Below are 15,203 nucleotides of genomic sequence, written 5' to 3'. Positions count from 1 at the left end.
CAAGTAGATATGAATTACACCCTTTCAACCTTGTAAACTTAACACCCCCCTTATAATGAACTAACCCTTTAGACTGCTTTAGGCGGCGTGCTTTTTCTTTGATAGAAATGTTTTTATTGCGTTTTTTCATCATGGCCCCTCACTTATTCTTGTTTTTGGTTGGCGGGGTGGTCTTGGTGGGATTGGAAAACCACGGCAGTAATCTTGGCGTCTTGGTGGCGGCGCTGGCGGTGGCGCTCCAAAGCCGCATGATTCAACAGTGTTTCTTTTGCGCTTAACTTCTAAATCAACATTTACAGAACCCGCCCCCATGGCATAGGCCAGTAGCACCGCTGCAAACATCAACACAGAAATTAACGTTAAAGCCCCTAAAAATTCAGTAGTCGTAAGCTGTAAAATAATCATGCGTAAAGTCCTTTCTTTATAGCGGTCCTAAGTCGTGCACTAGGCGCCAGGTTTGTATGTTTATCCTTTAAAAAATACTTAAGCACCATGCACACTAAATGGGCGCGTTTATACGCTTTATTAATATGCACAATATTATTTGTTTGTTGGCTAAGCTGAGCAAAAAACACCGCGCGGGCTAAGTAATGATTAATAAACGGCAGCAATATAAAATCTTTGGCCACTTCGCGTTTAAGTAAAACCGCTTTTTCAAACTCTGATTGAACAAGATCGTGCATCACATCAAAGGCGCAAATAGTTACGGATAGATTGACGAGATTTCTACCGCGTGGGCTTGGTAAAATTGTTAATGATTCACCCGCATTTTTTGCGCGCAATGCAAGTTCTAAAAAATGCTTTTGCCATGGTTCTAATGGCTTTTTATTTGCCATCTCTACAAAGCTAATAAATGGGTTTAAATGTTCAGTATCTAATTGTTGTTTAAAATACTGTGCATTTAATTCGTCGCGACCTCTTTGTGCAATGTCACACGGGTTTTCACTACCAACCTTTTCAAATGTTCCGCGTGGTATATTGCGCTCGTTAACAATACTTACAGGTCCGTGACCTATTGAACGGGGTTTACCTGTCATGTAGCCGGTTGCCTGACTGTGAAAATCACCACTACGATGACCAGCTGAGCGCGGCACATTCATTGTTTTTACGTTCAACTCTTGGGCGACGACTTGATCAGATTCTTTTTCTTCGTCCATTTTAAAACCTAAATGCTCTAAGGATTTAAGAAAGTTAAAATAATGAAGCATTACGTTCTCCCAGCAATTTACAAGATGCACTAAGCAAGTTAGTTCCAGATTGGCGAGCATTAAACTCATCCAATGCTATTAGGTACGGCAACCCAAAACCTACTCGTCTATATTTATGAAATAAAGCACTTGGATTTTGCGAGTGTTTGCAAAAGTTGGCAGTGTTTTTATTGCTAAAAATGTAAGCTCTTAAAGTAAGTCTTACCGACACTGTAATAATATTAAATCTCATATTTCATCTTCCTTACTGTAAAACACTAAAATAGCGCCCCAATCCTTTGTACAACTTAGATTAAGCGTGCGCGTTAAAATCGTAGGGTCTCGCCACTGTCTCGGCTTCAACTGCTGCTTTCACACCAACCAAATGCTGAGCCCACAACGTTAAAGACTCACGTTTTTTAATAGCACCGGTTGTTTGTATATAGGTTTGCTGTAACTCTGTTAATGCGTGATTTAAAAGCAGTTCAGCAATGAGCGAATCAACCCCCAAATCAAGCCAGCGGCCACGGCAAAACTTACGTAAATCATGCGCCGTATATTTCCCATTACTAACTTGTTGCACGTATTTATTGGCCTCATTTTCATTAATAGGGCCGCGTGTTTTAGCTGGGAAAATGTAAGCACTACGCGAGTATTTAGCTTGCTGCTTATGCCAGGTAATTAACTGATCAAACGCATAATCACTTAATTCAATTACATGCTCTTTTGTTTTTGTTATATCTGCAGGTAACGTCATTCGCTTATTAAGTGTATCTATGTGATCCCAACGTAACTGGCGGGTTTCACCAATACGGGTAGCGTGTAGCAACATAAACCAGCAAAGCATATAAGGGGCGCTCGTTGGGTTTAATAAATCGCACGCTAATTCAGGCTCATTTTTAATAGATAACTTTGATTTTTTAGGCTCAATTTTTGTAGGAATAAACGTTTTAAATGTCGTATCACTTAATGGATTAAATTCTATTAACTGACTTTTTTGTGCTTGGCTGAGTGAGCGTTTTAATAACTGAAAATGTTGGCGAACCGTGCTTAACTGGTACGCGTTTTGTAATGGCCATATCAACTCGTTTTCACATACAAAGTTATTAAAGCTCATTAAATCGCAGTGGCCCACAAGCGGGATCAAGTGTTTACTAACTGACGACTCAATATTAATGCGGCGTTTTTTACTAATGCTTTTATTACTTAATTCGCGCTCTAAGTACCACGCAAGTAACTGCCCTAACGTTTCAAAACGACTAACTAAAAGTGGCTTATCTAACGCATGCTTAACAAGTAAATCAGGCACCAACGCAAGCGCTTTTTGGCAATTAAACACCGGCCATGTACCAAACTTATGCCATTTATCGGCTTTAAAATCGACGATGTACCAGCTACCCACCTGCAGCGATGCATGCATTTTTAAAATTAACGGATAACGGCCATCACGAAAGCGGTTAACCTCAACGCTTGCATGGGTTTTTATTAAATTATCCGTTAAATTTGCTCTTAATGTAGCCATGGCTTACACACACCTTTTGCACAAAAACTGTGCATAACTAAAGTTCAAACTGCTGTTTAATATCTCGCGCCGCTAACAATGTTTCTTGCACTCTGCGACGGCGTACCAGTTTAGGCTTAGCCCCTATTCTGGTGTCTTTATTTGCGCGCTTTCGCCACCCTTCATAATGTGTTTTTGATTGCCCCATAGGCTCTAAAAAGTTATCACTCATAAATAATTCAACCTTATTAATTCACCCTCAACGCATACGCGTGCATCTTGCAAGCGGCGGTTGTAGGTTCTTAAGCTCATACCCATGCGTAATGCGCGGGTTTCTCTGTTTGCATCAATTGGCAAATTAGGCAAAAACAATGCACCATACTCAACACGGCACACAGTAACGGCCTGTTTATTCGTTACCATAAATCGCATTAAAGCCGATTCAATATTAAGCTCTACGCATTCCACAATTGGGGAGCAACCCCCGCCTGAACGATCAAAGCTGTCACCGTCCATAATCTTTTGTAAAATTGATTTTGCGGTAGTCACTTGCCCCGTATGAACCCAGCGCGCCCACTGTTCAAAATAGCGCTCTAAGCGGGCCTTATTGTGTGAATGTCGTAAGCTACTCATAATTACTTAGCTCGCTGCCTAAACTTGCGGTGTTTCACCTTGCATTCGCTTAACAGTTCATCAACGGTAAACACATGGCCAGGTAAACCGCTAAACGTTAAATGCGGCACATAATGCAAATCATGCAGCGGGCTGATTTTTATTTCAGTCGTGTAAAGCGGTGAAAGTGCCCCGTATTGGTGGCACACAACCGCCCCCATCCCACGCAATAAAGCAAGCTCGCGGCCTGTTTGTGGGTTTGAAACCACCGTAACGCGGCGCTCTGTTTTGCGATCAGGTATTTGGTTTAACTGCGCAATGCGCAATTCAATATCACCAATACGCGACAAATTAACGTGATCCGATAGCCCTGCATGTTGGTGCTCTATATAGCTAAACGCCTTTTTAAGCGACTCGCCTGTGTTGGCATACAAAACAATAATCATGCGCTCACCTTCTTTTTATTTTGGTTGTTGGTGTAATCCTGTTGCCACTTTTGCACGTCTATTTTGTTACCGCTTTTAAGTACAATAATTTGGCAGTTTTTAGGATGAGGGAACCGCTCACACGCGTAATAACTTCTAAATGTGCGATACCCAATACCCAAAAAGCGGGCTGCCTTACCACCGCCATTTTCACCAAACGTACTATCTACCCATTTTGAAAACGTCATTTGAACACCTTTTATAGTATATAAATAAAATAACACAAAGTGTGTTAAAAATGAAACACAAAGCATGTTTATTTAATGCTCAAACCGTGACGAATGACACAAAGTGTGTTAACTTTTCAATAAGCAAGCTTAATTGGGATTCGTTATGACAGAATTAACCACCACAAACACAGTACAAAGCACTGATAAAAAATCAGAAAGGATGCGCAAAGCCCGTATAAATGCAGGCTTATCGCAACGTGAGGCCGCCGAAAAAATCGGGGTTGGACAATCGCGCGTATCTAATTACGAAAACGAAATAAACAAAAATGTACCGCCTGAGTTTCTTAAACTTTGCGCCAAAGCCTACAACTGCTCATTAGAGTATTTGTACGGCTTTACCGACGAAATTGAGGGCGGCTATGCATACCGCCCAATCAATAAAGACAGCGTAATAGCAATCAATAAAAGAGAACTAGCAAAGCAAAAATTAACCTTTCAAGACCTAGACGAAATAACCGTAACAGACAGCGCAATGTCAAATGCATTTACGCAAGGCGAACAAATAGTAATAAGTAAAAAAGTAGGCGTTATTAGCAAGCCCGCTATTTATGCAATAAATCAAGATGGCAACACAGTAATGCGCGGTTTACGTAAAGAACTAAACGGCAGTTACACCTTGTTTGTGCATAACAAACAAACCTACGACGATCAAACACTCACCGAGGACGAGTTAAAAAACCTCACCATCATTGGTAAATACATAGGCCACTGGCGCGCAGCCAGCAATTAAGCCCACAAGGCTTTTTTGCGCCTGCAATTAACATAAAGCATGTTAAATAATGTTATTTAACACATATAAGGATCATCATGACGACTTTAACAACCGTACAAAATACAGTAGAGCGAAAACTAAACCGTCAAGCTGCGCGCAGTCTTTCAATGAAAAACAACGCACAAGCCATCATTGCACTTGCCGAAGCCGTAGCCAGCAACCCACGCGCAATAGACGACATAATTGATTTAGCCAATGCAATCAGCTTTGAAGCAGAAGATTTAAAAACCGACCTAGGCAGCGCCGTAAATGCCCTAGCCGACATTCACACCTTAAGGATAAACAGCCATGCTTAACAACTACCAAAAAGGCTTATTAAACCAACTCGCGCAAGGTAAAACCAATTACGAAATTGGCGCAAGTAACAGCCTAAACCAAACCGAATTAAATATAGAGCTGCGCAACATGCAAGCCCGCTTAGGTGCAAAAACACTAGCGCACCTTATGCACCGCGCATGGGAGTTGGGTTTATTAGGCGCACGCACCTTATGTTTATGTATAGCCATATTTGGCGCAAGCACCGCCAGCGATATAAGCAAAATACGCCCTGTACGCATAGCGCGTACACAAATGCGCCTAACGCGCCGCCAAGAGGCCGCATAACATGGCATCAAATAGCAACCACCAAAGCAAAAGCAACAAAGCAGGGCGCGACACCACACAAACCCCGCACTGGTTGTTTGAAGCTTTTAACAGCCAATACCATTATGTATTAGACGCTGCAGCGCTAAAAAAATCAGCCCTTGTTGAACGCTATTACACCCCACGTAACAACGCCCTTAAAAAAGATTGGTCGGCCGATATAGGGCTTTATTTAGATGCAAACAGCGCAACCCCTGCAGTATGGCTAAACCCGCCATACAGCAATATTTTACCGTGGGTAAATAAAGTTATAGAGCAGCAACACAAAGGCATATTAACCACGCTTTTAGTACCGCGCGACAACCGCACCCAGTGGTGGCCCGCCAATAGCGCCAGCAAAATAATAGACATAGTAGGCTATTACGAAAATCAAGGCGTGTACTTACGCGGCCCAAAAAAAGGCCAACCAAAGCTTAAATGGCGTAGTGGCGGCATTCGCTTTATTAACTCGCTAACAGGTATTGAAGAACCCGCAGAGCTAAATAAACCCATGTGCTTAATAGAATTTAACCCGCACCTAATTGGCCAACCATGCCAATACAGCACAATACCTAAAAACGTACTAATGGCCCTAGGCCAAAAAGCAATCGCAAACAAGAGTAAATAACCATGCAAAAAACACAAGTAAACAGCCAAGAACGTGACGCACTAAGCCAATTGCACCTAGTGGATAACAGCGAGTGCGAGGCACATTCAAGCGACACACTCACAAAATTTGTAGAGCAATACAACGCAGAGCAAATAGAGCAAGAACAACAGGCAACAATACACGCCCTTTATCGTCAAAACACAAGCGACGAAATAGCCATACTAAAATCAAAGCTTGAAGCCGAAAAGCGTTTTAACGCCGAGCTGCAAGATCAAGCTAAGCAAGACGCAATCGACTTAAACCGCGCCGCTAAAGCCGTAGAAAACGGCGTAAAAATAGCAAGCCAAACAACCGCGCTTAATAACACCATTGCCAGCTTACAAAGCCAACTAAAAACCGCACAAGAAAAAGTGCAAGAGCTTAACCAGCTAAACCCTAAAAAATTAAAAGAGCAAATTAAACGCGTAAAAGAGGCAACCCAAAAAGCACAAGCGCGCTGCGATAAATTAGAGCTTGAAGCAAAAGAATACCGAAAAGAAATTGCACATTTATCTGATCAGCGAACCCACGCAGTTAACAAAGTAATCGAACTTAAACATAAGCTTGAGCACAACACCGGCGCAGGCCTATACCACAACGGCGAGCATCACTTAATTATATGGCCGCAAAAAACCAAAATGCAGCGCGAGGACGGCACACAGTTTGAAAGCAGATCACTGTTATACCTACACCAAAGCGGGCGCGGCGGGCTTATTACCCACGACCCACAAGACGGCGCACAACTATGCGCAGCCCCTAAAGGCGGCTTACGCCCAAGTAAAAACACCCTCGAATTTGCACAAAACTGGTTACGCCAGGTAAACGACATACAAAACGGCGTTGTAACCGACGCCGACATGATCCCTGTCAATTTTAACGCCCAACTGCAACCGGCTGAATAAGGAAGTAACGTGGCTAAAATAAATAAATCAGATGTGCCATTAATATTGGAGTTACTCAAAGAACTATCTATTGAAGATGTTGCAATGAAATTTGAAGTTTGTCGGCATAAGCTAGCTTATAGAGTAAAGAAAGAAATAGGCCCAATAAAAAATCACGTTTTATTAAAGTCGGTTAAACAATCACTGGCAAGCGGATTAAATATTTATGAAGCCTGCAGAGCACACCATATAACCACCCAGAAATATCAAAAACTTAATGCGATTGGGGTTCGTGAGCTAAAAAAAATAGAGGAAACAAATGCAATTACCTGACGCCATAGCGGCCGACATTAAAGCGCATGGTTTAGAAAAAGTGGCGGGCGTATTAGCCCGCACACTTATCGCGCTGGCGCATAGCCAACAAAACGATATTCAATTTAACAGCGATCGGGGTAATGTATTTATTGAGCGCATAACCCCAAAACAAAAAAATTAAGGAGCTTACTATGTGGCCATTTTCAAAAATAAAACAACAACAACATACTATTTTCGCTTTTAACCAAAAAATCACCGAGCAACAAAAAACAATTAACGAATTAGACGAGAAAATTAAACAGCTCGTTTTAGGCGAAATAACGGTAGAAGAACTAAGCGTAAAAAATAACGAACTCAACGGTAAATTTAAGGGTAAGCCTTTACAGTTTTTGGCTGAATCATTTGTAGACCAATTTAAAAATGGGGGCGCTAAAAACTATCTTGAAATGGAATTTTGGGATCAACGCGACGAGCAAAAATACAAGATTACAATGCAGCGTTCTAATGGATTAACAAGCAGCCAAAAAGCAAAAAAACTTACTGGCTTATTAGAACGTTCAATATGCGGGTTTGAATATATAAGAGATAACCACAATAAAATTTGGGTTACTGCCAACGACGAATTTTTAGCTGAATTAAAAGCGGCGGTAGAAAAACCATGAACCCAACTATTGACGCTAAAATTAAAGCCAAAGGGTATGAACGTGTAAGCGGCATGGCCATATTAAACGACGTGGCCGTAACCGAAACCCACCGCGAAATACTCAGCGCCAAATTAACAACACCCAAAGCCGTCGAAGTGTTTAACAAAGAATGTGAAGATTTGTGGGTGTTATACCGAAAAAATAAATTAACCACCCAAATAACATTTAGTGAGTTTAATTTAGTACGTAATGCGCGCGGTAAAGATGCCGCACGTTTTGACATTGTAGATGATGAGGGCGAAAGCTATTGGCTGTGGATGAGTAAAGCAGACATTAAGCGAAATATTCAAATATTCCCTGAATGCAAAGCCGAATTGCAAAAAGGGCTTAATCACTACGCATAAAAAAGCCCCGCCTAAATGCGGGGCTGTTCGTTTCGCTCTATCCGTTCTTGTGTGGCCCAGTGCAATTGGCTAAATTGGCGGTTTGCTTGCATGGCCCGCCAACAATTATAACGACACCATTTTATAACATGTGAATTATTCAATGCCGCGCCTCTTTGCTTCAATTTCCATTACGCGCTGAAATTCAGCGTTTACATGTTTTTGGCAATAGCGAACCCCAAATACATCACATGAGGCTGTTTGCTCGCACTCGCTACAAATATTAAATAACCACTTACGTAATTTAGTAAACATACGCCCTCACTTTAATAACTTATATAAATTACTCACTAACTTTAGTTAATTGGCAATCGGCGTAAGTGCATTGAAAGTGATCGCCCATGTTTTCCCAATCGTGATCACAGTCTTGTTTTTCACTTGCCTGCCCAAACTCGGTTAAATCTTCAAATTCATCAAAAATAAAGTTTTCGCGAACGGCTACCACTTTAAGCACAATTTGCATTTCTTGCTTGCCTGCAAGTATGCGCCCTAAGCTCACCTCATTATCGGCAAAATCGCCCTCTAAAATTTCAGCCACTAGGCTATCTACATTATCAACCGCTGTGGCGGCTATCTCTTGCGAACCTGTCATAAAATACCCTTTTACTTGCGTTATTACCGTGTAATCACACAGTAGCAAAGGCTAAATAACATGTAAACACAAATCGTGTTAATGACCAAATAAATACTAATTAAATATTTATTTAATATTTATTGAGTATATTTAAAATATTTATTGCATATTATTTAGAACCACCTTATATTTACACGGTAATCAAAGAGGAGCAGGTAAATGATCATTGTATTAGCACATAACAAAGGCGGGGTTGGCAAAACGACTACTGCACTAAATTTAACCGAAATATTAAAGCCGGACATAGTAATAGACCAAGACGCGCACAGTAACTTAGTTACCTTAAACAGCTTTCGTGAGCCAAGCGCGCAATTTAATGTATTAAGCGGCCTAAGCAAAAACGAACTTATTGAACAGCTAAAGCAAAGTGAGCAAGGTAAATTAATACTGGTTGATTGTGGCGGGTTTGACTCTGAATTAAACCGGATTGCTGTTGCATTAAGTGATTTAGTGATTGTGCCAGCTAACGACGACATAACCGAAGTGATCGGCCTTAAAAGCTTTGATAAAACGCTAAGCGAAATAAGCGCCGAAATGGGCACCCCTATAAACGGCCGTGTATTGTTTACCCGCGTTCACCCACGCCGCAAAAAGTTTGACGACGTAGAAAGCTTTTTAAATAACTCTAAACACCTATCGCGTTTAAACACCACATTAGCCGCGCGTAAAGATTACCCATTAGCGGCCATCGATGGCATGGGCGTATTTACTCACCCAAAAACAAAATACAGTGATGCCGCACGCGATATTAAAGCGCTAGCAATTGAAATAAACACACTGTTAAATATTTAAACCATATTTTATTAATACTTATTAAGTACAAGGTAAGCACATGAACAGCAAATTCGACAAACTAAACAACGTAGGTAAAGGCGCAGCATTAAGCGAGCAAGCAAGCGAGCCAAGCACTAAACCAGCCACTAAGCCTAAGCACATTAATAATTTACCTGTAAAAGCAGAGCAGCGTTTTAATGCATTAAAAACAGCGGGCAAAGTAAGCGGCAATTTATCAGCTTACATGGTGCAAGCATTACTTGAAAAGTTAGAACAAGACGAGCGATAAACGCAGAATTTAAAAAAGAGTAAGCCGGTGAACTTCGACCCCCACCGGCTACGTGCAACACTAAAGAGGAAACTTTAAAATGTCACAAGCAAACTATACAGCAATACAAAAAATGCGTCTAATTGATTTACACACCCTACCAAGCCACCTTTTATTACAATGGTTAGCCAGTAAGCCCGCATGGTTACAAGCGGCGGTTATTGGTCGCCAAGCGCATTAACGCTTTTATCTATTAATTGGGCGATTTGCACCGCAACATGGTTAAGGTGTATATCGTCCTCACTGGCTCTTGCTAGTAATATTGCTAGCGAGTGCGCCGCCCCTAAATCATCCTTAATAGTAACCTGATTAGTATCATCTGTATTTTCCATAATATATCCCTTTGATAACATCATTATTTGCAATGGAAATTACACCCAAAAATTAACCTTTGCAATAAAAACTTACATTTTGTCAGTTTTTATTCAGGCAGGGTATGTAATTATTTACAGGATCGGTTACTATAACGCCAACATAAGAGGCAGGCCCATGTTTAAAAAAGCACTAACACCCGAGCAGCAAGCCGTACACGATATAATAAATCGTGTGTGCTGGGCGCATGGTGTAAAAAATAAAGCAGCCCTTGAGCGCAAAATTGCGTTAAGTGACTCATGGTGTACCAACACCATTAAACGCGGCTCAACACCGTATGCACTAATAGACCAAACAGCGCAGGCAACCGGCATAAGTTACGATCACCTACTGTATGGCAGCCCAATGAGCCAACTTGACCCAAACGATTTGTTATATATAAAGCAAGGTTTAATAAAAAGCTTAAGAGAGCTAAACGAGCAGGGGTTTATTAATAAAGCGAGCAGCTTAGAAGATTTAGAACAGCTTGCTAAAAAACAAGCCGCCGATATTGAACACGAACTTACAATACAGTGGAACAAAAACACCAAAGAGCGCGCCTAGCGCTCTTTGTTAAACTTTGCATAAATTACTTTATGCCCTAAATCATTATCGTATTTATTCATTAACTGCCCTATTGATAACTCCTCAACAGGCGCTTGCACCTCAGCCGGTGTGATTTCTGCAAGCTCAAAATCATAACGCTGCATACTTGGGAACTTGCCCAGTATTAATGCCACCTCATTTTTAAGCTTTTCGGCCTCATTCATTAACTGCATCGACTTTTTAAAGTCGGGTTCGTGCTTAGCGTTAATACTTAAGCGCATGGCCAGTTCAGACTTATCGCGTAATTGCTTTTTAAAAATAGCGCGACGCGACATAAGCCAGGTACTTAACGTAAGCAAACACACCAATATTAAAAGCGCGCCATAAACAATATTTATCATAAAGCACCTCTTGGTAAACGTAAGCTCAACACATCACCAAGCTTAGTATTTAAAATTTTAGGAAAAAGCATCACAACCCCCAACACACCGCTAATATAAAGCACTGTAAAACTATACAGGTAATGTAGCACTGCAAACCCTTCTTGAATATCCAAAACCACAAATTTAACCCAAATAATAAAGTTAGTTACTGATAATGCTAATGTTAATCGAACAACAGTAAAAAACAGCTCGCCGTATTTATAGCTAAAACGCACATGTAATCGATAAAGAATGATCACACTTAATACACCAAACCCACATAGGGCCAAATAAACATTTTGCGCCAAATCCCCGCGCTTTGAGTCGGCTAAAAACATCAGCACTTTTTCCATTAGCAAAGTAGTTAACATGTACTTAGACACCACCACCGCAATTGATAAAAAATCACTTAGCAATTCTTTATCGTTAAGCGCTCTAAAAATAGATAGGCATAGGGCCAGCAAATAACACAGCGAAATAATTACTTGGACTGAAAAAACATTATGGGTAGCAGTGGCAACGAGTATTTCATTATACAAACCAGACAGGGTTTTTATCATGTTCATTCCTTGATTAAGGATGCAATAGTATAATTTTGGACATAAAAAAACCAGCGTATTGCTGGCTTTTTAAACTTTGCTTAAATTCTTTTTATTTTGGTTTTTTAGGATTCAAAATAATAATACCGCCAGAACCTTGTATTTTTGGCTTTGGCTTAGGGTTTAAAATAATAATACCGCCAGACCCTTTTAATTGTTGTGTGTTTACGTTCGTTGGGGTTACGTCTGCAGATAGGCCGCTAAGTAGTAATAATGTAAGTGTCATTTTTTTGCTCCTTAAAATAGTTAAGTGAGCATTAGCAGGGTTCGTGCCAATATAAGTGCATGATATAAAATCACTCTTTAGGGTAAACCCTAGAGTTTATTAAATTAGTATTGCGCAACGTGCAATATGTAAACTCTAGCGATAACAAAACAACTCTAAAGTTTAAGCGGGACCAGTGGCAAAAAATTACGCATACATACGCATAAGCGACGCGCACAAACAGCACAGCCACGGCCAACGCACCCGCATAACCCAATACGCCGCAAAGCACGGCTTTTATATATATAAATGGTACGAATACACCTTAAGCGGCGCAAGCACCAACAAAACCCAGCGCGGGCTAATTGAATTAATAGAGCGATTAGCGCCAGGTGATCGGGTATTAGTAAACGACATAGAGCGATTAGGCCGCGACTCTATCAGCGACATAATGGAAGTAACTACCCGCATAATAAATGCAGGGGCCGAAATACACTTTTGTTTAACCGGCGACACGCTCACCCCCAGCCATAAAAATGACGTAGGGCAATTTTTTATACAAATTGGGCGCGCCTTTGCCGCACAAGACTTTAGCAAGCAGCGCAGTTTAAAAGCAAAAGCGGCAGCCAATAGCCGCAAAGCCAACAACTTACCCACCGGCCGTGCGCGCGGGGCCATTATAAAAAGCAAGCTGGATGCCAGCGAAAACCAAATATTATTTTGGTTAAGCCAAGACGTATTTAAAAGCGAAATAGCACGGCGGTTAAATTGCAGCGCCACCGCCTTAATAAAATGGCTTGATCGACGTGATGAACTAATCTGCCAAGCCCGCGAACGTAGACTATACGAAAGCGGCTTAAGCATTGGGGAAGTAAAACGAAGGTTAAAGGGTAAAGGTTAGATAAAACCAAAGATAGCCAAACCACCCCAATATATGACAACAATACCTGCAGTGGCAAAAACAAAAAAAGAAAACATCGGTATTACCAGCTTATAAAAAATCTCGTCAGCCCTTGAGCCGTCGCTATTACCTTTTAATTTCTTATACCAATAAAATGTAAAAATAGAGGCGCAAATAAACTCAAAAACCAACAACGAAATATTTACAATTTCATAAATCATTTTAAATCACCATTTTTTAACCATACGGCCGCGCCTAATGGTTGGTTAATATTAAATTATATTTTGCGCTGGGTACTGTTTCGCTAACCGGCTGCGAGCATTTGCGGCACCTAAATGCGCTCATACTATGCTTGCTGTATTTGTTAGGATCAAGCCCTGCGGGCAATTCTTCATCAGGGTAATGCGGGCGCTTATTATCTTTTCGACTGCAGCGGGGCTTGCAATTAAGCTCAACATTGATTTTTTGACCACATGCGCAACTATCTTTAATTAGTTGCTGTCCCAACTCATTTACTGTCACTTCTTTAAGATCAAATAAAGTTAAATCAATACTATCTAACAGCTTTCGAGCGTCTATGTCGCGCGCATTACAGGTAAAAAACTGCGGCACATTACAGCAAGGGCATGATCGACCAAGCTGGACTTTATCCCACGCAACCCGACACGATAAACAAAATCTATCTTTTTTCATTTAATCATTCTCTTAATTTCCCCATTAAATATTGAAACTCTTTATCTGTTACTGTTCTTGGTAAAGCTTCAATTTTAAGATTATGCCTTTCTTGCTTAGGTTCAAAACGCGGGGTGTTATTTATTTTTTCATCTAGCAGCTTAGCCAGTGACTTTGAAAATACATGCATAACCTGATCGGCGTTCTTGCCGTTATCATGCCAAAGCTTATGTATTAGCGCGTCGAGCAATTGATAGTCATGATCGGGGCGCTTGCTTAACTCACTTACTCTAAAATCAGTGTCTAACTTTTCAAATTGCGCAATTAGCTCATGTAAGGCTTTAGCGTGAACAAGTTCTTTATCCCTGTATGGGTTTGCTCTAGCTGAATTTGTGCGATCAATATCTCTTTTTATCTGCTGTAAAAAATTCATCAGTTACCCTCTACATTTATTTTTTCACCACAGGCGCAATTATCTTGTATTAATTGTTGGCCTAACTCGCTTACTGTTACCTCTTTAAAATCAGATAAAATTAAATCATTACTGTCTAATATCATGGCCGATCCTAAATCGCCCGCATTACAGGTAAAAAACTGTTTTGCATTACAGCAAGGGCAATCAAAACCGAGTTGGTCTTTATCCCAAATAACGCGGCACTTTAAACAAAATCTATCTTTTTTCATTCTATGACCTCATTAAATCAAAACCACTGTTTTTATAAAACGCGATTAACTCTTTGCGGGTAACGCATTTAAAGCGGGGTATAAACCCCTGCTCGTATTTTTTACGCGAGCCAAACACCCAGTATTGGCCCTTAATCATTTTATGGTACATGGCTATCTCATTTGTATTTCAAATTTTGTTACACCGTGCTTATTTAAAAACGCGGCCATATTATCTAAACGCCAGGTGCGCAAATCATCGGTGCGACCATGGCGCACGGTGTACGCAATGGCTTGGCCTGCAATAACGCCTATAACATGGTATTTATTAGTGCCTGCTTGTTGTTGGGCTATTAACTTGTTAAACACTTTGGTTTGCAGCAAGCGCAAAAACTCGCCCTCTTTCACGCGGTTAAATTTAATCTCCATGCTACATACCGCCGTTTTGTGGTGTGTGTTTTGGCGTTTTGTTTATGCAAAGCACATCAAATATTAAATATTCACTGGGCGGGGTATAACGGCCAATAGTGACAAACTCGCCCTTGTGGTTAATTTGATACGCAATATCGTGTTCTTGGCGGTGTATCGATGGGCACTCATGCACCGGTGTTTTTAAACGAACCGCGCTTAAGTAATCATTAAATTGCAATTCGTTAGCGAGTAAAGCCAAGTACCACCCCCGTTTTTATTAGCTCCACACTTTCGCAGCGCACCCACTGCCAAAGCTCCGGCGGGGTATCTGTTTTACTGTCGATTAGTGCAAATAAT

At 40.9% G+C, this 15,203-nt stretch carries 33 protein-coding genes; 14 read left to right on the top strand and 19 right to left on the bottom strand.

From position 1 onward, the window contains the following. Window positions 1-129 precede the first annotated feature (129 nt). The 7 genes from H5090_RS17630 to H5090_RS17600 form a co-directional block, all read right to left on the bottom strand. Window positions 130-405, bottom strand: coding sequence for a hypothetical protein (locus H5090_RS17630; protein WP_182696343.1), 276 nt, complete (start codon window positions 403-405; stop codon window positions 130-132). Further along, window positions 402-1,208: a hypothetical protein gene (locus H5090_RS17625; RefSeq protein ID WP_182696342.1), complete on the bottom strand. Its 807-nt coding sequence runs from the start codon at window positions 1,206-1,208 to the stop codon at window positions 402-404. Before H5090_RS17625 ends, H5090_RS17630 begins: the two co-directional genes overlap by 4 nt. A 292-nt stretch (window positions 1,209-1,500) precedes the next feature. Then, on the bottom strand, window positions 1,501-2,709 hold the full coding sequence (locus tag H5090_RS17620) for a tyrosine-type recombinase/integrase (protein ID WP_182696341.1): 1,209 nt from the start codon (window positions 2,707-2,709) through the stop codon (window positions 1,501-1,503). Window positions 2,710-2,746: 37 nt separating this feature from the next. Further along, on the bottom strand, window positions 2,747-2,920 hold the full coding sequence (locus H5090_RS17615; protein ID WP_182696340.1) for a hypothetical protein: 174 nt from the start codon (window positions 2,918-2,920) through the stop codon (window positions 2,747-2,749). After that, window positions 2,917-3,321 carry a hypothetical protein gene (locus tag H5090_RS17610; protein WP_182696339.1) on the bottom strand — a complete coding sequence of 135 codons (405 nt, stop codon included), beginning with the start codon at window positions 3,319-3,321 and terminating at the stop codon, window positions 2,917-2,919. The genes H5090_RS17615 and H5090_RS17610 overlap by 4 nt, the downstream gene beginning before the upstream one ends. Window positions 3,322-3,323: 2 nt before the next feature. Next, entirely contained in the window at window positions 3,324-3,746 is a 423-nt protein-coding gene (locus H5090_RS17605; RefSeq protein WP_182682890.1) for a hypothetical protein, read from the bottom strand. After that, window positions 3,743-3,973, bottom strand: coding sequence for a hypothetical protein (locus H5090_RS17600; RefSeq protein WP_002960463.1), 231 nt, complete (start codon window positions 3,971-3,973; stop codon window positions 3,743-3,745). The genes H5090_RS17605 and H5090_RS17600 overlap by 4 nt, the downstream gene beginning before the upstream one ends. A gap of 145 nt (window positions 3,974-4,118) precedes the next feature. Between H5090_RS17600 and H5090_RS17595 the strand changes: the two genes are divergently transcribed. The 9 genes from H5090_RS17595 (at window position 4,119) to H5090_RS17555 (ending at window position 8,301) form a co-directional block, all read left to right on the top strand. After that, the gene (locus H5090_RS17595; RefSeq protein WP_182696338.1) at window positions 4,119-4,745 is read left to right on the top strand and encodes a helix-turn-helix transcriptional regulator; all 627 of its coding nucleotides are present in this window, start codon (window positions 4,119-4,121) and stop codon (window positions 4,743-4,745) included. Window positions 4,746-4,822: 77 nt separating this feature from the next. Next, window positions 4,823-5,083, top strand: coding sequence for a hypothetical protein (locus H5090_RS17590; protein ID WP_182696337.1), 261 nt, complete (start codon window positions 4,823-4,825; stop codon window positions 5,081-5,083). Continuing rightward, window positions 5,076-5,390 carry a LuxR C-terminal-related transcriptional regulator gene (locus H5090_RS17585; RefSeq protein ID WP_002960466.1) on the top strand — a complete coding sequence of 105 codons (315 nt, stop codon included), beginning with the start codon at window positions 5,076-5,078 and terminating at the stop codon, window positions 5,388-5,390. The genes H5090_RS17590 and H5090_RS17585 overlap by 8 nt, the downstream gene beginning before the upstream one ends. A 1-nt stretch (window position 5,391) precedes the next feature. Further along, window positions 5,392-6,036 carry a DNA N-6-adenine-methyltransferase gene (locus H5090_RS17580; protein ID WP_182696336.1) on the top strand — a complete coding sequence of 215 codons (645 nt, stop codon included), beginning with the start codon at window positions 5,392-5,394 and terminating at the stop codon, window positions 6,034-6,036. Window positions 6,037-6,038: 2 nt separating this feature from the next. Then, window positions 6,039-6,959: a hypothetical protein gene (locus H5090_RS17575; RefSeq protein ID WP_182696335.1), complete on the top strand. Its 921-nt coding sequence runs from the start codon at window positions 6,039-6,041 to the stop codon at window positions 6,957-6,959. Window positions 6,960-6,968: 9 nt separating this feature from the next. Next, window positions 6,969-7,271, top strand: coding sequence for a hypothetical protein (locus H5090_RS17570; protein WP_182696334.1), 303 nt, complete (start codon window positions 6,969-6,971; stop codon window positions 7,269-7,271). Then, a complete protein-coding gene (locus H5090_RS17565) occupies window positions 7,258-7,434 on the top strand; it encodes a hypothetical protein (RefSeq protein WP_182696333.1) in 177 nt (58 codons plus the stop codon). The genes H5090_RS17570 and H5090_RS17565 overlap by 14 nt, the downstream gene beginning before the upstream one ends. A gap of 10 nt (window positions 7,435-7,444) precedes the next feature. Continuing rightward, window positions 7,445-7,915: a hypothetical protein gene (locus tag H5090_RS17560; protein WP_182696332.1), complete on the top strand. Its 471-nt coding sequence runs from the start codon at window positions 7,445-7,447 to the stop codon at window positions 7,913-7,915. Further along, a complete protein-coding gene (locus H5090_RS17555; protein WP_182696331.1) occupies window positions 7,912-8,301 on the top strand; it encodes a hypothetical protein in 390 nt (129 codons plus the stop codon). The genes H5090_RS17560 and H5090_RS17555 overlap by 4 nt, the downstream gene beginning before the upstream one ends. Window positions 8,302-8,436: 135 nt before the next feature. Here the strand turns inward: H5090_RS17555 and H5090_RS17550 are convergent, their stop codons facing one another. Continuing rightward, entirely contained in the window at window positions 8,437-8,595 is a 159-nt protein-coding gene (locus tag H5090_RS17550; RefSeq protein WP_182696330.1) for a hypothetical protein, read from the bottom strand. Between the two features lie 28 nt (window positions 8,596-8,623). After that, window positions 8,624-8,932: a hypothetical protein gene (locus H5090_RS17545; protein ID WP_182696329.1), complete on the bottom strand. Its 309-nt coding sequence runs from the start codon at window positions 8,930-8,932 to the stop codon at window positions 8,624-8,626. Window positions 8,933-9,133: 201 nt separating this feature from the next. Here H5090_RS17545 and H5090_RS17540 point away from each other — a divergent pair, with 201 nt between their 5' ends. The 3 genes from H5090_RS17540 (at window position 9,134) to H5090_RS17530 (ending at window position 10,257) form a co-directional block, all read left to right on the top strand. Next, complete coding sequence (locus tag H5090_RS17540) at window positions 9,134-9,766, top strand: ParA family protein (RefSeq protein WP_182696328.1); 633 nt, start codon at window positions 9,134-9,136, stop codon at window positions 9,764-9,766. A gap of 40 nt (window positions 9,767-9,806) precedes the next feature. Then, on the top strand, window positions 9,807-10,037 hold the full coding sequence (locus tag H5090_RS17535; RefSeq protein WP_182696327.1) for a hypothetical protein: 231 nt from the start codon (window positions 9,807-9,809) through the stop codon (window positions 10,035-10,037). Between the two features lie 79 nt (window positions 10,038-10,116). Further along, window positions 10,117-10,257, top strand: coding sequence for a hypothetical protein (locus H5090_RS17530; RefSeq protein WP_002960476.1), 141 nt, complete (start codon window positions 10,117-10,119; stop codon window positions 10,255-10,257). Here H5090_RS17530 and H5090_RS17525 read toward each other — a convergent pair. Then, window positions 10,235-10,408 carry a hypothetical protein gene (locus H5090_RS17525; RefSeq protein ID WP_182696326.1) on the bottom strand — a complete coding sequence of 58 codons (174 nt, stop codon included), beginning with the start codon at window positions 10,406-10,408 and terminating at the stop codon, window positions 10,235-10,237. The two genes, H5090_RS17530 and H5090_RS17525, sit on opposite strands and share 23 nt — an antisense overlap. Window positions 10,409-10,565: 157 nt before the next feature. Here H5090_RS17525 and H5090_RS17520 point away from each other — a divergent pair, with 157 nt between their 5' ends. After that, a complete protein-coding gene (locus tag H5090_RS17520; RefSeq protein ID WP_182696325.1) occupies window positions 10,566-10,991 on the top strand; it encodes a helix-turn-helix domain-containing protein in 426 nt (141 codons plus the stop codon). Here H5090_RS17520 and H5090_RS17515 read toward each other — a convergent pair. From H5090_RS17515 to H5090_RS17505, 3 genes are all read right to left on the bottom strand, one after another. Beyond that, the gene (locus tag H5090_RS17515) at window positions 10,988-11,374 is read right to left on the bottom strand and encodes a hypothetical protein (protein WP_002960479.1); all 387 of its coding nucleotides are present in this window, start codon (window positions 11,372-11,374) and stop codon (window positions 10,988-10,990) included. The genes H5090_RS17520 and H5090_RS17515 overlap by 4 nt on opposite strands. Beyond that, complete coding sequence (locus H5090_RS17510) at window positions 11,371-11,955, bottom strand: hypothetical protein (RefSeq protein ID WP_182696324.1); 585 nt, start codon at window positions 11,953-11,955, stop codon at window positions 11,371-11,373. The genes H5090_RS17515 and H5090_RS17510 overlap by 4 nt, the downstream gene beginning before the upstream one ends. Before the next feature lie 91 nt (window positions 11,956-12,046). Then, window positions 12,047-12,220: a hypothetical protein gene (locus H5090_RS17505; protein WP_182696323.1), complete on the bottom strand. Its 174-nt coding sequence runs from the start codon at window positions 12,218-12,220 to the stop codon at window positions 12,047-12,049. 175 nt (window positions 12,221-12,395) lie between these two features. Between H5090_RS17505 and H5090_RS17500 the strand changes: the two genes are divergently transcribed. After that, on the top strand, window positions 12,396-13,100 hold the full coding sequence (locus H5090_RS17500; protein ID WP_182696322.1) for a recombinase family protein: 705 nt from the start codon (window positions 12,396-12,398) through the stop codon (window positions 13,098-13,100). Here the strand turns inward: H5090_RS17500 and H5090_RS17495 are convergent. From H5090_RS17495 to H5090_RS17470, 6 genes are all read right to left on the bottom strand, one after another. Further along, the gene (locus tag H5090_RS17495) at window positions 13,097-13,321 is read right to left on the bottom strand and encodes a hypothetical protein (protein WP_182696321.1); all 225 of its coding nucleotides are present in this window, start codon (window positions 13,319-13,321) and stop codon (window positions 13,097-13,099) included. The two genes, H5090_RS17500 and H5090_RS17495, sit on opposite strands and share 4 nt — an antisense overlap. A gap of 34 nt (window positions 13,322-13,355) precedes the next feature. After that, window positions 13,356-13,793 (bottom strand): hypothetical protein, encoded by a 438-nt coding sequence (locus H5090_RS17490; RefSeq protein WP_182696320.1) that lies wholly within the window; start codon window positions 13,791-13,793, stop codon window positions 13,356-13,358. Window positions 13,794-13,797: 4 nt separating this feature from the next. Beyond that, window positions 13,798-14,205, bottom strand: a complete 408-nt coding sequence (locus H5090_RS17485) for a hypothetical protein (protein WP_182696319.1) — start codon at window positions 14,203-14,205, stop codon at window positions 13,798-13,800. Continuing rightward, complete coding sequence (locus H5090_RS17480) at window positions 14,205-14,456, bottom strand: hypothetical protein (RefSeq protein ID WP_182696318.1); 252 nt, start codon at window positions 14,454-14,456, stop codon at window positions 14,205-14,207. The genes H5090_RS17485 and H5090_RS17480 overlap by 1 nt, the downstream gene beginning before the upstream one ends. A 153-nt stretch (window positions 14,457-14,609) precedes the next feature. Then, window positions 14,610-14,864: a hypothetical protein gene (locus H5090_RS17475; RefSeq protein WP_002960490.1), complete on the bottom strand. Its 255-nt coding sequence runs from the start codon at window positions 14,862-14,864 to the stop codon at window positions 14,610-14,612. A 1-nt stretch (window position 14,865) separates the two neighbouring features. Further along, entirely contained in the window at window positions 14,866-15,105 is a 240-nt protein-coding gene (locus tag H5090_RS17470; RefSeq protein ID WP_182696317.1) for a hypothetical protein, read from the bottom strand. Window positions 15,106-15,203: the final 98 nt, after the last annotated feature.

The organism is Pseudoalteromonas sp. SR43-5 (genome assembly GCF_014163835.1).
Taxonomy (GTDB): domain Bacteria; phylum Pseudomonadota; class Gammaproteobacteria; order Enterobacterales; family Alteromonadaceae; genus Pseudoalteromonas; species Pseudoalteromonas distincta.
This window is presented reverse-complemented; position numbering and strand designations above follow the sequence as displayed.

Excerpts from the sequence above, each read along its gene's own strand:
- H5090_RS17630 (WP_182696343.1), bottom strand. The coding sequence starts at position 405 with ATGATTATTTTACAGCTTACGACTACTGAATTTTTAGGGGCTTTAACG.
- H5090_RS17625 (WP_182696342.1), bottom strand. The coding sequence starts at position 1,208 with ATGCTTCATTATTTTAACTTTCTTAAATCCTTAGAGCATTTAGGTTTT.
- H5090_RS17620 (WP_182696341.1), bottom strand. The coding sequence starts at position 2,709 with ATGGCTACATTAAGAGCAAATTTAACGGATAATTTAATAAAAACCCAT.
- H5090_RS17615 (WP_182696340.1), bottom strand. The coding sequence starts at position 2,920 with ATGAGTGATAACTTTTTAGAGCCTATGGGGCAATCAAAAACACATTAT.
- H5090_RS17610 (WP_182696339.1), bottom strand. The coding sequence starts at position 3,321 with ATGAGTAGCTTACGACATTCACACAATAAGGCCCGCTTAGAGCGCTAT.
- H5090_RS17605 (WP_182682890.1), bottom strand. The coding sequence starts at position 3,746 with ATGATTATTGTTTTGTATGCCAACACAGGCGAGTCGCTTAAAAAGGCG.
- H5090_RS17600 (WP_002960463.1), bottom strand. The coding sequence starts at position 3,973 with ATGACGTTTTCAAAATGGGTAGATAGTACGTTTGGTGAAAATGGCGGT.
- H5090_RS17595 (WP_182696338.1), top strand. The coding sequence starts at position 4,119 with ATGACAGAATTAACCACCACAAACACAGTACAAAGCACTGATAAAAAA.
- H5090_RS17590 (WP_182696337.1), top strand. The coding sequence starts at position 4,823 with ATGACGACTTTAACAACCGTACAAAATACAGTAGAGCGAAAACTAAAC.
- H5090_RS17585 (WP_002960466.1), top strand. The coding sequence starts at position 5,076 with ATGCTTAACAACTACCAAAAAGGCTTATTAAACCAACTCGCGCAAGGT.
- H5090_RS17580 (WP_182696336.1), top strand. The coding sequence starts at position 5,392 with ATGGCATCAAATAGCAACCACCAAAGCAAAAGCAACAAAGCAGGGCGC.
- H5090_RS17575 (WP_182696335.1), top strand. The coding sequence starts at position 6,039 with ATGCAAAAAACACAAGTAAACAGCCAAGAACGTGACGCACTAAGCCAA.
- H5090_RS17565 (WP_182696333.1), top strand. The coding sequence starts at position 7,258 with ATGCAATTACCTGACGCCATAGCGGCCGACATTAAAGCGCATGGTTTA.
- H5090_RS17560 (WP_182696332.1), top strand. The coding sequence starts at position 7,445 with ATGTGGCCATTTTCAAAAATAAAACAACAACAACATACTATTTTCGCT.
- H5090_RS17555 (WP_182696331.1), top strand. The coding sequence starts at position 7,912 with ATGAACCCAACTATTGACGCTAAAATTAAAGCCAAAGGGTATGAACGT.
- H5090_RS17550 (WP_182696330.1), bottom strand. The coding sequence starts at position 8,595 with ATGTTTACTAAATTACGTAAGTGGTTATTTAATATTTGTAGCGAGTGC.
- H5090_RS17545 (WP_182696329.1), bottom strand. The coding sequence starts at position 8,932 with ATGACAGGTTCGCAAGAGATAGCCGCCACAGCGGTTGATAATGTAGAT.
- H5090_RS17540 (WP_182696328.1), top strand. The coding sequence starts at position 9,134 with ATGATCATTGTATTAGCACATAACAAAGGCGGGGTTGGCAAAACGACT.
- H5090_RS17535 (WP_182696327.1), top strand. The coding sequence starts at position 9,807 with ATGAACAGCAAATTCGACAAACTAAACAACGTAGGTAAAGGCGCAGCA.
- H5090_RS17530 (WP_002960476.1), top strand. The coding sequence starts at position 10,117 with ATGTCACAAGCAAACTATACAGCAATACAAAAAATGCGTCTAATTGAT.
- H5090_RS17525 (WP_182696326.1), bottom strand. The coding sequence starts at position 10,408 with ATGGAAAATACAGATGATACTAATCAGGTTACTATTAAGGATGATTTA.
- H5090_RS17520 (WP_182696325.1), top strand. The coding sequence starts at position 10,566 with ATGTTTAAAAAAGCACTAACACCCGAGCAGCAAGCCGTACACGATATA.
- H5090_RS17515 (WP_002960479.1), bottom strand. The coding sequence starts at position 11,374 with ATGATAAATATTGTTTATGGCGCGCTTTTAATATTGGTGTGTTTGCTT.
- H5090_RS17510 (WP_182696324.1), bottom strand. The coding sequence starts at position 11,955 with ATGATAAAAACCCTGTCTGGTTTGTATAATGAAATACTCGTTGCCACT.
- H5090_RS17505 (WP_182696323.1), bottom strand. The coding sequence starts at position 12,220 with ATGACACTTACATTATTACTACTTAGCGGCCTATCTGCAGACGTAACC.
- H5090_RS17495 (WP_182696321.1), bottom strand. The coding sequence starts at position 13,321 with ATGATTTATGAAATTGTAAATATTTCGTTGTTGGTTTTTGAGTTTATT.
- H5090_RS17490 (WP_182696320.1), bottom strand. The coding sequence starts at position 13,793 with ATGAAAAAAGATAGATTTTGTTTATCGTGTCGGGTTGCGTGGGATAAA.
- H5090_RS17485 (WP_182696319.1), bottom strand. The coding sequence starts at position 14,205 with ATGAATTTTTTACAGCAGATAAAAAGAGATATTGATCGCACAAATTCA.
- H5090_RS17480 (WP_182696318.1), bottom strand. The coding sequence starts at position 14,456 with ATGAAAAAAGATAGATTTTGTTTAAAGTGCCGCGTTATTTGGGATAAA.
- H5090_RS17475 (WP_002960490.1), bottom strand. The coding sequence starts at position 14,864 with ATGGAGATTAAATTTAACCGCGTGAAAGAGGGCGAGTTTTTGCGCTTG.